This is a genomic window from Citreicoccus inhibens (assembly GCF_019039035.1).
In the GTDB taxonomy this organism is placed as follows: Bacteria; Myxococcota; Myxococcia; order Myxococcales; family Myxococcaceae; genus Citreicoccus; species Citreicoccus inhibens.
The window spans coordinates 238,212-252,766 of record NZ_JAHNZT010000007.1 but is presented as its reverse complement, the minus strand read 5'-3'; the positions used below and the strand labels follow the sequence as shown (position 1 = coordinate 252,766).

The window sequence follows — 14,555 nt, the reverse complement described above, 5'->3', positions numbered from 1 at the left end:
GGCGCCCTGGGAAGAGGCAGCGGTCCCGTTTCCGCCAGCGACACCGGGAGTCACCGGCGGCCCAGCTGCCTTGGGATGGGCGCGCTCAAATGCCCCGCATCCGGTCCGACGTGGGGACCTGATTGCAGCCCTCGGGCCAACACGCTTCCCCAGGGAGAGGTGCCCCGGAGGGCGGTGCGGGGCGGGGCAAAGTGCCCCAAGCGGGGCATTTCGCCCAGGGGCATCCCGCCCCATGCCCTCGGGGGCAGGTGGCACGGCGGATGCTCATCCCCGCACTCCAACCCGCACCTCGCCCGGAGGGCATCGGCATGAATCAGGAGTGGATGGAGCTGCTCGCGCGGGAGCGGGGCCCGCGCGATGACGGGGAGCGCGCGCCGCCGCGCATCCTCGTGGCGGAGGACCAGTCGGAGATGCGCGCGCTCATCCGAAGGATGTTGGAGCGCGAGGGATATGAGGTGGTGGAGGCGGCGGATGGGCCGGACCTGGTGCGCGCCATCATCGAGGGCCTGCTGGCGGACGTGACGCGCGCCCCGGACCTCATCATCACGGACGTCCGCATGCCGGGCTACTCGGGCATGGAGGTGCTCGCCCGGTTGCGCCGCGAGGCGTGGACCACGCCCGTCATCCTCATCACCGCCTTCGGGGATGCGGGCCTCCATCAAGAGGCCCAGCGGCTGGGCGCCACGTGCGTGTTGGACAAGCCCTTCGAAATGGAAGCCCTTCGGGCGGTGGTGGAGGCCGCGCTGCCTGTCCCCGGCTGACAGGTCCTCCTCCATGCACCGGGTGAAGCGAGTCCTCACTGCCTTACTGCCCATCGTGCTCCTGTGCGTGGCGGGCTTCGTGCTGCGCCGCGAGCTGTCGCACTACCACCGGGGCGACGTGGTGGCGGGACTGGAGGCCATCCCTGGCTGGCGCATCGGGTTGGCGCTGGCGGTGACGGTCCTCAACTACCTCGCCCTCACGCTGTACGACGTGCTCGCGCTGGGACACGTGGGGCGCAAGCTCCCGTATCCGCGCGTGGGCTTCACGTCCTTCGTGGGCTACGCCTTCGGCCACAACATCGGCGTGTCGCTGCTGAGCGGCGGCTCGGTGCGCTTCCGGCTGTACTCGGCCTGGGGGCTGAGCGCGCTGGACGTGGCGCAGGTGGCGGCCTTCAACGCGCTCACCTTCTGGGTGGGGCTGTCCGCGGTGCTGGGCACGTCGCTCCTGTTGGAGGGCGGCGGCGGCGTGGTGGCGCTCTCGCCGGGGTTGGCGCGGGGGCTGGGCGTGGCCTTGTGGGCGCTGCTCGTGGGCTACGTCGTGACGTGCGCGCGCGTGCGCGCGCCGCTGCGCATTCGCGGCCTCGAGCTGTCGCTGCCCACGCCCACGCGGGCCCTGGCGCAGTTGGCGGTGTCCTGCGGTGACTGGGTGCTGGCAGCGGCGGTGCTGTGGGTGCTGCTGCCGGGGGATGCCGGCATGTCGCTGCCCGCGCTCACGGCGCTGTTCGCGTTGGCGCAGTTGGCGGGCATCGCCAGCCAGGTGCCCGCGGGCCTGGGCGTGTTCGAGAGCGTGATGTTGACGGCGCTGTCGCCGCGCGTGCCGACGCCGCTCCTGGTGGGCACGCTGCTCATCTACCGCGTCGTCTACTACCTGCTGCCCTTCATGCTGGCGGCGCTGATGTTGGCGGGCAATGAGCTGGCTCGGCGCGGGCATCACCTGAAGCGGTTGGCGAAGCTGGTGCACACCTCGTTCGCGCCGGTGGTCCCCTGGGTGGCGTCCGCGGGGGCGTTCATCGCGGGCGCGGTGCTGTTGTTCTCCGGCGCCACGCCCACCGAGTCAGACCGTCTGTCGGTGCTGCGCCACCTGGTGCCGCTGCCGCTCTTGGAGGTCTCGCACCTCCTGGGCAGCGTGGTGGGCATCGGGTTGTTGCTGCTCGCGCGAGGGCTCCAGCGCCGACTGGACGGCGCCTACGTGATGACCGAGGTGCTGCTCGTGGCCGGCGCGGTGTTCTCGGTGGTGAAGGGCGTGGACTACGAAGAGGCGACGCTGCTGTTGCTGCTCGCCGGAGCGCTGGCGCCGTTTCATCGGCAGTTCTACCGACACACGTCGTTGCTGAGCGAGGCGTTCAGCCCGGGGTGGTTGCTGGCGACGGTGGCGGTGGTGGGGGCCTCGGTGTGGCTGGGGTTCTTCTCGTACCGGCACGTCGACTACCGCAATGACCTGTGGTGGCGCTTCACGTTCAGCGGGGACGCGCCGCGCTTCCTGCGCGCCACGGTGGGCGTGGTGAGCGTGGCGCTGGTGTTCGGCGTGGCCATGTTGCTCCAGCCCGCGGGAGGGCGCGCGCACCCGCCGACGTCCGAGGAGCTGAACCGGGTGCGCCCGCTGGTGATGGGCGCCTCCGAGGCCATGGCCTATCTGGCGTTGCTGGGGGACAAGTCGCTCTTGCTCAACGACGCGAACACGGCCTTCCTCATGTACGGCGTGTCGGGGCGCAGCTGGGTCTCCATGGGCGACCCGGTGGGGCCGGAGGCCGATGCCACGGAGCTGGCGTGGCGCTTCCGCGAGCTCGCGGACCGACACCACGGCTGGACGTGCTTCTATCAAGTCAGCTCGACGACGCTGCCTCGCTACCTGGACCTGGGCCTGTCGTTGCTGAAGCTGGGCGAGGAGGCCACGGTGCCGCTCTCCGACTTCAGCCTGGAGGGACCGGAGCGCCGGGGCCTGCGCCATGGCCACCGGCGCATGGAGCGGGAGGGCTATTCCTTCGAGGTGCTTCCGCGGGAGCAGGTGCCAGAGTTGATGCCGCGGCTCCGCGCCATCTCGGATGCGTGGCTGGCGGAGAAGAGCACGCGCGAGAAGGGCTTCAGCCTGGGCTACTTCTCACCGGGGTACTTGGAGGAAGGGCCGCTGGCGGTGGTGCGGCGCGACGGGAACATGGTGGGCTTCGCCAACATGTGGGCGCCCTCGGCGAAGGAGGAGCTGAGCGTGGACTTGATGCGCTACGAGCCGGGGATCTCCCACGGGGTGATGGATTTCCTCTTCACCTCGTTGATGCTCTGGGGGCGAACGGCGGGCTACCACCGCTTCAACCTGGGCATGGCGCCCTTCAGCGGCTTCGAGGACCGCAGCCTCGCGCCGATGTGGCACCGGCTGGGCTCGCTCATCTTCCGGCACGGTGAGCACTTCTACAATTTCCAGGGGCTGCGTCAGTACAAGGAGAAGTTCCGTCCCGAGTGGGCCCCGCGCTATCTGGCGTCGCCGGGGGGGCTCGCGCTGCCGCGAGTGCTCACGGGCGTCGCCTCGCTCGTCTCGCGAGGCCTGGGGGGGGTGGTGGCGAGATGAGGAACCGAGCGCTGGGGTTCATCGTGGGGCTGGTGCTGGCCATGGTCGCCAGCGCGCAATCCCTGTCGGACCGCGCGCCTGTGTCCGCGAGCGACGGGGCCGCGGATGCGGGCGGGGCGAGCGAGGCCAGGTCGGGCACAGCGAGTGCAGGAGCTGAGGCGCAGGCTCCGTCGATGCGGAGCGCGGGCGTCGACGCGGAAAGGACACGCCTTGCGAGCACGAACGCTGATGCGGCGAAGCCCCCTGCGGAGCGCGCGGGCGCTGGCGCGGGGAAGCGGTCCGAGGCGGGGGTGTCCGTTGACGCGGGCGTGGCTCTCCGCGCGGATGGAGGTGCCGACGCCGGGAAACTGGCTGTGGGGCGGAAGTCCAACGACGGAGGCGTGGCTCCAGGCGTGGACGGCGGCGGCGATGCGGGCGCGCAGGGGTTGGACGGAGGGACTCCGGATGGAGGTGCGCGCGGCCTGGGCGAGACGCTCCAGGTGGGGGGGCGCTTCGGGCGCGTGACGGTCGTGCGTCCTGCGGATGGAGCGGCTCCGCGCACGGTCGCGCTGGTGCTCGTGGACGGTCCGCCCGAGCAGGGACGTGGCGCGGAGCTCGCGAGCACGCTGGCCGCGAGGGGCGCGCTCGTGCTCGGCGTGGACGTGAACGCGTACCTGCGCACGGTGGAGAAGAGCAAACGCTGTGCATACCCCGCGGGAGACCTGGAGGTGCTGAGTCAGGGCTATCAACAGCACGCGGCCCTGCCCGAGTACCTCCACCCCATCGTCGTGGGTGAAGGGCCCGGCGCGGCCGTCGCCTACGCGGCGCTGGCACAGGCTCCTCCGGGGACCTTCCGTGGGGCGGTGAGCATCGACTTCGCTTCGGACCTGGAGACGTCGGCGGCGTTCTGCTCGGGCTCGGGGTTGGTGCACACGCGCCCGGGGGGCGGTTCGCGTGAGCACTTCGAGCCCGCGCGCGGTCTGCTCGAGCCATGGGTGGTCCTGGTTTCCGAGAAGGACCCCGCGCACCCCGTCCAGGCGCTCCAGGACTCCCTCCGCGGAATGAAGAGCGCTCAGGTGATGACGGTGCCGGGCTCGACGAGCCTGCGCCGCGCGCCCGTCGAGTCGTGGAAGGCCGCGCTGGGGGCCGCCTATGACGCCGTCGCCACGCCGCTGGAGTCCGAGCGCCTGCCGCCGCCCGCGACTCCCCTGAGCGGCGCGGACGCGGGCCTCGCGCCCGATGCCTCCACCGTGGCGGCGAGCACGCCCTCGCCGGAGTCCGTGAGCGACCTGCCGTTGATTGAAGTCCCCGCGGTGAAGCAGGGCGGCGACACGCTGGCGTTGCTCGTCACGGGGGACGGTGGCTGGGCGAACCTGGACAAGGAGGTGGCGCGCGCGCTGTCCGAGCAGGGCATCCCCGTGGTGGGGTGGAACTCGCTGCGCTACTTCTGGAAGCGCCGCACGCCCGGGGAGACCGCGACCGATGTCGCGCGGGCGTCGCGCTATTACCTGTCCGCGTGGGGCAAGCAGCGCGTGCTCCTCTTGGGGTACTCGCGCGGCGCGGACGTGGTGCCGGCCATCGCCGCGGGCTTCCCTCCGGACCTGCGCGCCCGGGTGCGGATGCTCGCGCTCATCGCGCCCGCGCGCGAAGCCGAGTTCGAGGTGCACGTCACGGACATCTTCGGCGGGAAGGGCAATCCCTCTCACGCGGTGCTGCCGGATCTCCAGTCGCTGGGGAGCCTTCCGGTGCTGTGCCTCTACAGCGCCGAGGAGGCGGACGAGAGCGTGTGTCCCCAGCTGCTCGGCAGGACGAACGTGCACATCGAGGCGCTCAAGGGGGGGCATCACTTCGACGGTGACTACGCGAACCTGGCGCGCATCATCACCGAGGCGCTGGCCGCCTGGGCACGCTAAGGTCCGACTGTCCTGGAGCACCGAGGAGCCGCATGCGCGCTGTCGTCCGGTCCGTGGTCCTGTTCGTCGGGTGGCTCGGGGTGGGCTGCACGCCCGCGCATCACAACACGCCCGATGCCGGGGCTCCGGACCCCGCGCCGCAGATGCTCGTGGCCCGCATCGTCAAGGCGTGGCCTCACGACACGGGGGCCTTCACCGAGGGACTCCAGTTCCACCAGGGGCAGCTGTTCGAGAGCACGGGCGAGGAAGGCGACCTGCGCCGCATCTCGTTGGACCAGGCCGCGCCGCTGTGGAGTGAGCGGCTCGAAGGCGTCTTCCCCGAGGGGCTGGCCAGTGATGGACAGCGCCTGTACCAGCTCACGTGGCGCGACGAGAAGATGTACGTCTGGAGCGGCCCGCAGCCCACGCGCGAGCGCTCGCTCAGCTACAGCGGCGAGGGCTGGGGCCTGTGCTACTGGCAGGGCAAGCTGGTGCGCAGCGATGGCAGCGCGACGATTCGCTTCCACGACCCGAGCGACTTCCACGAGCTGTCCTCGGTCCGCGTGACGATGTACGGCGTGGCGCAGGATCAACTCAACGAGCTGGAGTGCGCGGACGACGCGGTCTACGCCAACGTCTGGCACAGCACGTACATCCTGAAGATCGACTACGCGACGGGCAACGTGCTGGCGGTCATTGATGCCTCGGCCCTGGCGCGAGCGGTGAAGGGGCAGGTGAGCAGCTACGAGGCGGTGCTCAACGGCATCGCGCTGGAGCCCGGAACGGGGCGCATGTTCCTGACGGGCAAGCTGTGGCCGAGCATCTTCGAGGTGAAGCTGGAGCCCGCGGCCACGCCGTGACGGCCCTCAGCGGGGCGGAGGCAGCTCCCCCAGCAGGCGTCGCCTCACGGCGCGCGTCACCTCCGCGTCCCAGCGCGCAGACAGCAGCTCCACCGCCGTGCGGCGCAGCGGCACCGCGCACACCAGACACGCCACCGTCGCGACCGCTCCGATGAGCGTGTTCTGCCACGACGCGAGGTCCCACTGGCCAGTCCAGAACCACTCCACGTGGCTCGTGGGCCAGGCGTAGAGGATGGGCCATCCCGGCCCGCTCCCCGCCAGGTCGCACAACAGATGCAGATGGAAGGCCGCGAGTGCGAGCCATGCCACGCGTCCCCGTTGGCGCGCGAGGGCCACGCAGACGGCCGTGGTGAGCAACGCGCCCGCGTACCCATGGAAGAGCACATGGTGATAGCGCGTGTAGGCCTCGCCCCCGCCGAGCAGTGACAACCCATCCAGGTCCGGGGCCAGCCCCGCGCAGGTGACGAGGACGCGGTCTCGGCGCTCACGGAGGCCCTGCCCTGCGAGCCAGGACAACTCGGCATGGACGATGGGGTTCATTCCCGCGAGCGTAGAGTCCTCGAGCCCCGTCCGTCATGACGCGCCCGCGCTCGACACGGGCGAGCGCCGAGGCGTGCCGAGCAACTCCAAGGTGCGCACCGCGACATCCGCGAGCGTGGCCGCGCACGGAAGGCAGCCCTCGCCGCAGCAGGGAGGCCACTCGCCCTCCGGGTCGCGCAGCAGCGGATGGACACAGCCCCGGTAGGCCGCCGGGAGTCCGGCCTCCTCACAGGCGCGCAGCAGCGCCGCTTGCACGGTGGGGTCCTTCACGTCGAGCACCCTGACGATGTAACCGGCCCGCGCGCGGGGCGCGACCGGCCGCGTCGGGACGCTGGCCCCGCGTCGCGCGGTGGGGCAGGGTGCCGCCATGCCCGTGTCCTCGCGTCGACGCCTGCCCCGCACGCCGTTGCTCACGTCCGTGGTCGCGCTGTCCCTCGCCACCGCGTGCGCGCGGGGCCGGCCCGCCCCTGCCGAGCGCGCGCCCGAGCCGAAGCTGGTGGGGCGAGCGGTCCTGGAGGCCGCCACGTGGGCGCCCGGCCCGACGTCCGGGCGGTACATCGGGCCCTCGCCCCAGAACGGCATCCCCGTGCCCTTCATGGAGCGGCAGCCGGTGCAGGGCTTCTCCGCGGTGCTCGACAACGGCGACGGCTCGTTCCTGGCCATGCCGGACAACGGCTACGGCAGCCTGGAGAACTCGGCGGACTTCAACCTGCGCGTCTACACGCTGCGCCCCGACTTCCAGACGCAGGAGGGGGGGACCGGCAAGCTCGCGGTGGAAGGCTTCATCGAGCTGAGCGACCCGAACCACCACGCGGGCTTCGCGCTCACGAACTTCTTCACGCCCGAGCGCGTGCTGACGGGCGCGGACTTCGACATTGAATCCATGCAGCGCGCCCCGGACGGCACGCTCTGGTTCGGTGATGAGTTCGGTCCCTTCCTGTTGCACACGGACGCGCAGGGCCACCTGCTGGAGGCGCCCATCCCGCTGCCTGACTTCCAGAACGGCGGCGAGTTGCGCACGCCCCAGAATCCTCGCGTCGAGGAGGCGTCCGCCGTGCGCGTGATGAACGCGGTCCGCGCGCACGCGTTCGCTCACGGCGCGCGCCGCGCTCCCGTCTTCTCTCCGGACTGGCACTTGTTGGATGACGGAGACCGCGCGACGGGCACGCCGGACCGCATGGCGCCGCCCGCGGGCTCCGGGCTCTCCGCGGCGTCCAGTGACCTCTTCGACGTGAAGAAGCTCCAGCAGGCGGGCTACGCCGTGGTGCCCTGGACGGTGAACACGCCCGAGGCGATGACGGCGCTGCTGAGGCGCGGCGTGGATGGCCTCATCAGCGACCGGCCGGATCTGCTGTGGCAGGCGGTGCGCGAGTACGACGCGAACCAGGACGGCGTCCCGGGAGATCTCCTCACGCCGGAGGGACTGCTGGACGCGAGCCGCTTCGATGCCCAGGGGCACCGGGGCGCGCGGGGCCTTCGTCCGGAGAACACGCTGCCCGCGATGGAGGCGGCGCTCGACCACTTGATGACGACGCTGGAGCTGGACACCGGCATCACGTCGGACGGCGTCCCCGTGCTGGAGCACGACCCGTTCCTCTCCGCGGAGAAGTGCCGCCGCGCGAGCGGTCCGCCGTACACGCCCGGAACGCAGGTCCTCATCCGCTCGCTCACCGTCGCGAAGCTCCAGGCCACCTTCATCTGCGACAAGCTCCTGCCGAGCCAGCCTTCCCAGACGAACGAGCGGAAGCTGTCCCCCGTGGCGGTGGCCTTCGCGAAGCGCCACGGACTGCGTGACGCCTATGTGCCGCCCACGCTGCGGCAGGTGTTCGCGCTCGTGGACTTCTACGCGGACTACTACCGAGCGGGGGCCGGGGCCGCGCACCCGGACGCGATGAAGCGTGCGCGCAACGCGGAGCGCGTGCGCTTCAACATCGAGACGAAGCTCAACCCGCGCCAGGAGTTCGCCGCGCGCACGGTGGGGCCCGAGCCCTTCGCGGATGCGGTGGCGGGCGCCATCCTCGACGCGGGACTGGCCGCGCGCGCGGACGTGCAGAGCTTCGACTTCCGCACGCTGCTGCGCGTGCACGAGCGCTTCCCCTCGGTGCGCACGGTGTGCCTCGTGGGAGACTTCCCCGTCTACGCGTCGCCCACCGTCGCCGGCTCGGATGAGGGCGACAACCTCCAGCCCGAGGGCTCGGGGACGACGCCGTGGCTGGGGGGACTGCCGTGGCCCTATCGCGTCACCGCGAAGGACCACCCCTTCCGCGTGCGGGCCAGCGGTGGCTTCGAGGCCATGGCCCTGAGCCGGGATGGCGCCACGCTCCTGCCGCTCCTGGAGAAGCCGCTGGCGGACGACACGACCGGCACGCTCCTCATCCATGAGTTCGACCTGGCCCATCGGCGTTACACGGGCGTCACGCATCGCTACGCGCTGGCGACGCGCGGCACGTCCGCCACGGACTTCGTCCTCTTCGACCGGGACCGCGGCGTCGTGCTGGAACGGGACAACACCCAGGGCGACCTCGCGGGCTACAAGGCGCTCTACGAAGTCCGCCTCACCGGGGACGGACAGCCCGTGAAGAAGCGGCTCGCGGTGGACCTGCTGAACATCGCGAACCCCTTCCACCTCACGCACCCGGAAGTGGGCGACCTGGGACTGGGAGACCGCTTCGCCTTCCCCTTCATCACCACCGAGGCCGTGCTCGTCTTCGACCCGCGCCACGTGGGGCTCCTCAACGACAACAACTTCCCTTTCAGTGTGGGTCGCCACCTGGGCAGCGGCCGGCCGGACGACAGCGAGTTCGTCCGCCTGGAGCTGGGTGAGCCGCTGGGAGGCCTGTAGCGCCGCGTCCTCGAGGCGCACACCGTGCGACAGAGTCGTCTCCCCGCCCTCACGCGAGCCCGTTCGGCCGGGTCGCAAATCATCTTGCGCAAAATCGTTAGGGCCCTTACTAGATGCCGCGCTTTGTTACCGAAATCGCGAGTCCTGATGAGTCTTCCGACGGTGCCGCGCTACGAGCGGCTCCACCGGCTCGCCAAGCGCTTCCCTCAGTTGGACCCGAGTGCCATCGAGACGTGCTTGACGATGCTGCGCCTGGCCCACGACATGTCGGATGCGTACGACAGTCACTTCACGCGGCATGGGTTGTCCCAGGGCCGCTTCGTCGTCCTCATCCAGCTCTTCCTGGCGGAAGAGAGCGACGAGACGCGCGGGCTGTCCCCCGCGGAGCTGGCGGACCTGTCTGGCTGCAGCCGCGCGACGATGACGGGCCTGCTCGACACGCTGGAGAAGGACGCGCTGGTGTCCCGGCAGGACCACCCCGATGACCGCCGGATGTACACGGTCCACCTGACGTCCAAGGGGCGTGACGTCATCCAGGGCATGTTGCCCGACCATTACAGCCGCATCGCCGCGCTCATGGCTCCGCTGAGCCTGGACGAGCGCACCACCCTTCAACACCTGTTGGCGAAAGTGTCCTCGGGCATCCCCGCGCTCCGAGACCCCTGACGCCCCTCTCCCCACCTGCTTCTTCACCGCAACACCGAGCAACGCCTTATGACGACCCGGATCGCAGCAGTCGAGAACGCTCCCAATGACACTGGCTCCAAGCCCGCTCCGCGCTCGCGCGCGAAGATGGTGCTCCCCGCCCTGCTGGGCGTGGCGGTGGTGGGCGGCGGCGCCCACTTCCTCATGACCCATGGCCGCGAGTCCACGGATGACGCCCAGGTCGAGGGCCGCATCGCGAACGTGTCCCCGCGCGTGGCGGGGCAGGTGGCGAAGGTGCTCGTGAAGGACAACCAGCTCGTCCAGGCCGGAGACGTGCTGGTGGAGTTGGATCGCGCGGACCTGGACGCCAAGGTCGAGGTCGCGCACGCGGACGTGCTGAGCGCCGAGGCCGGGCTGGCCAACGCGCAGGCCCAGCTCGCCATCACCGAGGCCAACGCGGGCGCGAACCTGCGGCAGGCGCAGGCCGGCGTCACCCAGGCCTCCAGCGGCATCAGCTCGTCCAAGGCGGCGCTGGAGCAGGCGCGCGCGGACGTGGCCTCGTCCGAGGCGCGCTTCCGTCTGGCGGAGACGGACCTGAACCGCGTGAAGTCGCTGCACGAGCAGGGGGCGCTGTCGCAGGCGGACCTGGACTCGAAGCAGGCGGGCTATGACACGTCCAAGGCGGCGCTGGACCAGTCGCGCGCTCGGCTGACGTCCACCGAGGCGGGCATCACCAGCTCGTCCGGTGGCCTGGAGGTGGCGCAGGGCAAGCTGGTCGCCGCGCAGACGGGCCCCGTGCAGGTGCAGTCCGCGCAGGCGGCGCTGAAGCTGGCCGAGGCGCGGCTGAAGCAGACGCGCGCGGCGCTGACGCTGGCGGAGCTGGCGGCGTCGTACTCGCAGGTGCGCGCGCCGGTGACGGGCGTCATCAGCCGCCGCACGGTGGAGGTCGGTCAGATGGTGGGCCCGGAGCGCCCGCTGATGGCCGTGGTCCCGCAGAACGACATCTGGGTGGTGGCGAACTTCAAGGAGGACCAGGTCGGCGAGATGCGCCCGGGTCAGTCGGTGTCCGTGAAGGTGGATGCCTTTGGTGGGCATGTCTTCCACGGCCACGTGGACAGCCTGGCCGGCGCCAGCGGCGCTCGCTTCGCGCTGCTGCCTCCGGACAACGCGTCCGGCAACTTCGTGAAGGTGGTGCAGCGCATCCCCGTGCTCATCCGCTTCGATGAGGACTTCAAGGACCTGCCCGTCAAGCCGGGCATGAGCACCGTCGTGACGGTGGACACGCGCGAGACGCCCGCTCAGGGCACGCATGCCGAGCGTGCCTCCGCGGGCGCGTCGAAGAAGGTGGATTGACCGTGGACCAGCGCGACGTCATCACCGGCTCAAAGGCCGGCATCACCATTGCCGCCATGGCCGCGGCGCTGATGTCCGTGCTGGACATCTCCATCGTCAACGTGGCCCTGAGCGACATCCGCGCGAGCTTCGGCACGCCGTTGGATCAGATTGCCTGGGTGTCCACGGGCTACATGATGGCCAACGTGGTGGTCATCCCGATGACGGGATGGCTCCAGCGCCGCTTCGGTTACCGGCGGTACTTCACCTTCTCCATCCTGATGTTCACCGCGGCCAGCGTGCTGTGCGGCCTGGCGTGGAACCTCCCGTCCCTGGTGGTCTTCCGCATCCTTCAGGGCATGGGCGGCGGCGCCATCATCCCCACGTCGCAGGCCATCCTCTTCGCGCGCTATCCGCGCAATGAGCACTCGATGGCGGGCGCGCTATTCGCGCTCGGCGCGGTGACGGGTCCGCTGCTCGGGCCCACGGTGGGCGGCATGCTCATCGAGGCGGCGAGCTGGCACTGGATCTTCCTCATCAACCTGCCGGTGGGCCTGTTCGCCGCGTACATGGCGTGGCGGAACATCGAGCAGCCGCACTTCGAGGTCTCGCAGGAGAAGGTGGACCGCAACGGCATCGCGCTGCTCGCGGTGGGCATGGCCGCGCTCCAGTACGTGCTGGAGGAAGGCAACCGCGAGGACTGGTTCGAGAGCCGCACCATCACCATCCTGGCGGTCATCGCTGGCGTGGCGCTCATCACCTTCATCGTCCACGAATTGGAGACACCTCAGCCCGTGGTGGACCTGAGTGTGTTCCTCAACCGCTCCTACGCCGCGGCCACGGGGGTGAACTTCCTCATCGGGACGGCGCTGTTCTCGGGGTCGTTCCTGTTCAGCCTCTTCTGCGGCACGGTGATGCGGTACTCGGCGCTCGACATCGGGCTCGTGTTCCTCAAGGGCAGTGCCATCCAGATTCTGCTGATGCCCATCATCGGGAAGTTCGGCAGCAAGGTGGACGGGCGCATGCTGATTGCGTTCGGCATCTGCGGCATGAGTCTGTCGCTGTGGACGAACGGGCACATGACGTCCTCGGTGGATGAGGCGGCGTTGATTGCGCCGGTGTTCATCCGAGCCTGCTCGCTGGGCTTCGTGTTCGTGCCGTTGTCGGTGCTGGCGCTCAGCAACCTGAAGCCGGAGCAGCGCGGCAACGCGGCGGGGCTCTTCAACCTGACGCGCGAGCTGGGCGGCTCCATCGGGACGGCGTGGATGAGCAGCGCGCTCAGCCGCAGCACGCAGGCGAACGTGACGGCGCTGACCTCGCATGTGGACGTGTACGGGCAGACGACGCAGGAGCAGCTCGGGATGGCGAAATCAATGATGGCGGGGCGAGGCATCTTGGACCCCGGTGGAGCGGCCTACGGCCTGCTCAACATGCGCATCAACGTGCAGGCGTTGGTGCGGGCCTTCAACGCCAACTTCGTGATTCTCACGGTCATCTTCGCGGCCTCCCTGCTGCTGGTCTTCATGCTCCAGAAGCCGGATCCGACGGTGAAGGTCGAAGGCGCGCACTAGGCACGGTCTCACAACGACTGGCCGAGTGAACGAGGCCCGGTGTGCCCCAAGGCACGCCGGGCCTTCGCATGTCCGGAGTCCAGCCGCTGGGCGCGCGCGCTGCGTCGGAGCTGGCACGGGGGCTCGGCGTGGCGTGGGGGATGAGCGTCATGCCGTTGGTTGCTCGTCGACGCCGATGGCCCCGCGGTGACGTGCCTGGTCCATGAGTGGGCATGTCGCGATGCGCGGATGGGGACAAAGGCGCCACGTGCCATGTTGAAGCGGAGTGTCACCGTGCGCCGTCGATGTATCAGCGCTCAGGTCCGCCCGAGCTTGCGAGAGATGTGAAGCCCTGTCGCTCGCTGGTGGCTCAGGTGCCTGTCGCTGCGCTGACTCGGCTGCTGTGCCGCGCCGTCGTCGCGCACGCCCATGGGCGCTTGGTGCGTGGGGCGCCCAGGTCTTGAGGACAAATAGAAAGGCCCGGCGCGCCATGGGGCGCACCGGGCCTTGTGATGCTTCATGGATGCGTCGCGGGGTCAGCGACGCGTGACGTTCTTCGCGAGCGCCGGACGACGGCGCCGGAACAGCGCGGTGGTGAAGAGCCCCGCCGCGGCGAGCGCCGGCATCCCCGCCGCTCCGCCCGTGGCGCTGCAACCCTGCCCCTGCGCGCCGCCATTCATCACGTCACTGTTCGTGCTGCCGGGCACGAGCGTGCTGACAGGCGTCGGCGTCCCCTGACCCGGTTGGGTCAGCGTGGACGGAGGCGTCGTGCCAGCGTCCGGCGCGGGCGTCTGTGCCGACCCGGCATCCGCCGCGGGCGTCTGCTGCGTCCCCGCGGGCATCACGTCTTCCAGCGACGTGCCCATGACGAAACCATCATGGTAGACGCTCGCCTCGGGCCCGATGGACGCGTCGCGATACAGGCCTTGCTTCAGGTAGTTCTTGTCGCTGCCGAACTGGTTGGCGCCGAAGGTCTTCGGAACCACGAGCGTCCCGTTGTGGTACAGCTCGACGAAGCCTTCCTTCGGATTGGGCGACCACTTCACGTGCAGCACGAAGTCGTGCCAGTTGCCGCGATCAATGGGCGCCTTCCACAGGATGGGACCATTCACGCCGCCCACGCGCATGTTCATCTGCTCGCCGCGCACGAAGAACTCGAGCGGAGGAGAGCCACAGCACCCTTCCTGGTGCCACTGCGTGAACACCTGCCACGAGTCCGCGCTCGGATATCCATTCGGGAAGAGCGTGCTCCACTTGTAGAAGTACTCGTCTCCCTGGGTCTCCTGGCTCAGGTACAGCAACTCGTTGCGGTTGCCGCTGCCGTTGATGGGGTCATCGCCCTGGTGGACGGTGGCCTTCAGCGCATAGCGGCCCTCGCGAACGACGTCCGTCACCACCTGGAGGCGGCTGGCGGAGACGCTCTGCTCGCGGGTCCATTGCGACGTGTTGCCCGTCTCGAAGTCGCCCTTCCACAGAGGGTTGGCGGAGGCGAGCAGCGGCAAAAAGGGCACCACGGCGACGAGTCGTAGGAGTTGCTTCAAACGAAGTCCTTTCGTTTCCGGGTTGAGAGAAGGAGACATTTCGCGGCGCTGAG

General features: G+C 70.0%; 11 protein-coding genes. 8 read left to right on the top strand and 3 right to left on the bottom strand.

The genetic code is table 11. The annotated features are described in order from the left end of the window. Positions 1–260: 260 nt before the first annotated feature. From KRR26_RS12500 to KRR26_RS12485, 4 genes are all read left to right on the top strand, one after another. Entirely contained in the window at positions 261–761 is a 501-nt protein-coding gene (locus KRR26_RS12500; RefSeq protein WP_233576801.1) for a response regulator transcription factor, read from the top strand. Positions 762–774: 13 nt separating this feature from the next. Beyond that, positions 775–3,321: a bifunctional lysylphosphatidylglycerol flippase/synthetase MprF gene (gene mprF, locus KRR26_RS12495; protein WP_120204833.1), complete on the top strand. Its 2,547-nt coding sequence runs from the start codon at positions 775–777 to the stop codon at positions 3,319–3,321. A 353-nt stretch (positions 3,322–3,674) separates the two neighbouring features. Then, positions 3,675–5,213: an AcvB/VirJ family lysyl-phosphatidylglycerol hydrolase gene (locus KRR26_RS12490; RefSeq protein ID WP_233576802.1), complete on the top strand. Its 1,539-nt coding sequence runs from the start codon at positions 3,675–3,677 to the stop codon at positions 5,211–5,213. 32 nt (positions 5,214–5,245) lie between these two features. Continuing rightward, a complete protein-coding gene (locus KRR26_RS12485; RefSeq protein ID WP_217079905.1) occupies positions 5,246–6,052 on the top strand; it encodes a glutaminyl-peptide cyclotransferase in 807 nt (268 codons plus the stop codon). 6 nt (positions 6,053–6,058) lie between these two features. Here the strand turns inward: KRR26_RS12485 and KRR26_RS12480 are convergent, their stop codons facing one another. Together KRR26_RS12480 and KRR26_RS12475 are read right to left on the bottom strand one after the other, a co-directional pair. Beyond that, entirely contained in the window at positions 6,059–6,592 is a 534-nt protein-coding gene (locus KRR26_RS12480) for a metal-dependent hydrolase (RefSeq protein ID WP_120204836.1), read from the bottom strand. A gap of 33 nt (positions 6,593–6,625) precedes the next feature. Then, on the bottom strand, positions 6,626–6,961 hold the full coding sequence (locus tag KRR26_RS12475) for a hypothetical protein (protein ID WP_407931713.1): 336 nt from the start codon (positions 6,959–6,961) through the stop codon (positions 6,626–6,628). Here KRR26_RS12475 and KRR26_RS12470 point away from each other — a divergent pair. From KRR26_RS12470 to KRR26_RS12455, 4 genes are all read left to right on the top strand, one after another. Further along, complete coding sequence (locus tag KRR26_RS12470) at positions 6,960–9,434, top strand: esterase-like activity of phytase family protein (protein WP_217079904.1); 2,475 nt, start codon at positions 6,960–6,962, stop codon at positions 9,432–9,434. The two genes, KRR26_RS12475 and KRR26_RS12470, sit on opposite strands and share 2 nt — an antisense overlap. A gap of 147 nt (positions 9,435–9,581) precedes the next feature. Further along, the gene (locus tag KRR26_RS12465) at positions 9,582–10,100 is read left to right on the top strand and encodes a MarR family winged helix-turn-helix transcriptional regulator (protein ID WP_120204838.1); all 519 of its coding nucleotides are present in this window, start codon (positions 9,582–9,584) and stop codon (positions 10,098–10,100) included. Positions 10,101–10,148: 48 nt separating this feature from the next. Beyond that, the gene (locus KRR26_RS12460) at positions 10,149–11,432 is read left to right on the top strand and encodes an HlyD family secretion protein (RefSeq protein ID WP_120204840.1); all 1,284 of its coding nucleotides are present in this window, start codon (positions 10,149–10,151) and stop codon (positions 11,430–11,432) included. A 2-nt stretch (positions 11,433–11,434) separates the two neighbouring features. After that, positions 11,435–12,982 carry a DHA2 family efflux MFS transporter permease subunit gene (locus KRR26_RS12455; protein WP_233576803.1) on the top strand — a complete coding sequence of 516 codons (1,548 nt, stop codon included), beginning with the start codon at positions 11,435–11,437 and terminating at the stop codon, positions 12,980–12,982. 515 nt (positions 12,983–13,497) lie between these two features. Here KRR26_RS12455 and KRR26_RS12450 read toward each other — a convergent pair. Continuing rightward, on the bottom strand, positions 13,498–14,502 hold the full coding sequence (locus tag KRR26_RS12450; RefSeq protein WP_120204841.1) for a polysaccharide lyase: 1,005 nt from the start codon (positions 14,500–14,502) through the stop codon (positions 13,498–13,500). Positions 14,503–14,555: the final 53 nt, after the last annotated feature.

Excerpts from the sequence above, each read along its gene's own strand:
- KRR26_RS12500 (WP_233576801.1), top strand. The coding sequence starts at position 261 with ATGCTCATCCCCGCACTCCAACCCGCACCTCGCCCGGAGGGCATCGGC.
- mprF (WP_120204833.1), top strand. The coding sequence starts at position 775 with ATGCACCGGGTGAAGCGAGTCCTCACTGCCTTACTGCCCATCGTGCTC.
- KRR26_RS12485 (WP_217079905.1), top strand. The coding sequence starts at position 5,246 with ATGCGCGCTGTCGTCCGGTCCGTGGTCCTGTTCGTCGGGTGGCTCGGG.
- KRR26_RS12480 (WP_120204836.1), bottom strand. The coding sequence starts at position 6,592 with ATGAACCCCATCGTCCATGCCGAGTTGTCCTGGCTCGCAGGGCAGGGC.
- KRR26_RS12470 (WP_217079904.1), top strand. The coding sequence starts at position 6,960 with ATGCCCGTGTCCTCGCGTCGACGCCTGCCCCGCACGCCGTTGCTCACG.
- KRR26_RS12475 (WP_407931713.1), bottom strand. The coding sequence starts at position 6,961 with ATGGCGGCACCCTGCCCCACCGCGCGACGCGGGGCCAGCGTCCCGACG.
- KRR26_RS12465 (WP_120204838.1), top strand. The coding sequence starts at position 9,582 with ATGAGTCTTCCGACGGTGCCGCGCTACGAGCGGCTCCACCGGCTCGCC.
- KRR26_RS12460 (WP_120204840.1), top strand. The coding sequence starts at position 10,149 with ATGACGACCCGGATCGCAGCAGTCGAGAACGCTCCCAATGACACTGGC.